Source organism: Vibrio sp. 03_296, from assembly GCF_002265885.1.
The window spans coordinates 1-402 of sequence record NZ_NPKW01000418.1 but is presented as its reverse complement, the minus strand read 5'-3'; the positions used below and the strand labels follow the sequence as shown (position 1 = coordinate 402).

1 pseudogene is annotated in these 402 nt (G+C 52.7%); it reads left to right on the top strand.

Annotation, left to right across the window (positions count from 1 at the left end):
- Positions 1 to 402: pseudogene (locus CIK04_RS25085) on the top strand (DNA gyrase subunit A); the annotation flags it as partial.

Sequence of the window (402 nt, the reverse complement as noted above, 5' to 3'; positions counted from 1 at the left end):
AACCGGTTCAACGACGTATTATCTACGCCATGTCGGAGCTTGGGCTTTCGGCAGGCGGCAAATAACAAAAATCAGCGCGTACCGTGGGTGACGTGTTGGGTAAGTACCATCCACACGGCGACTCAGCATGTTATGAAGCGATGGTGCTGATGGCACAGCCATTCTCATACCGCTATCCGTTGGTGGACGGTCAAGGCAACTGGGGTGCACCGGATGATCCGAAATCGTTCGCCGCGATGCGTTATACCGAAGCCAAATTGTCGAAGTTTGCCGATGTGCTTCTGGGAGAGCTTGGTCAAGGTACGGTCGAGTGGCAGCCTAACTTTGATGGCACGATGAAAGAGCCAAAAATGCTGCCAGCACGTTTGCCTCACATTCTTCTCAATGGTGTGACAGGCATTG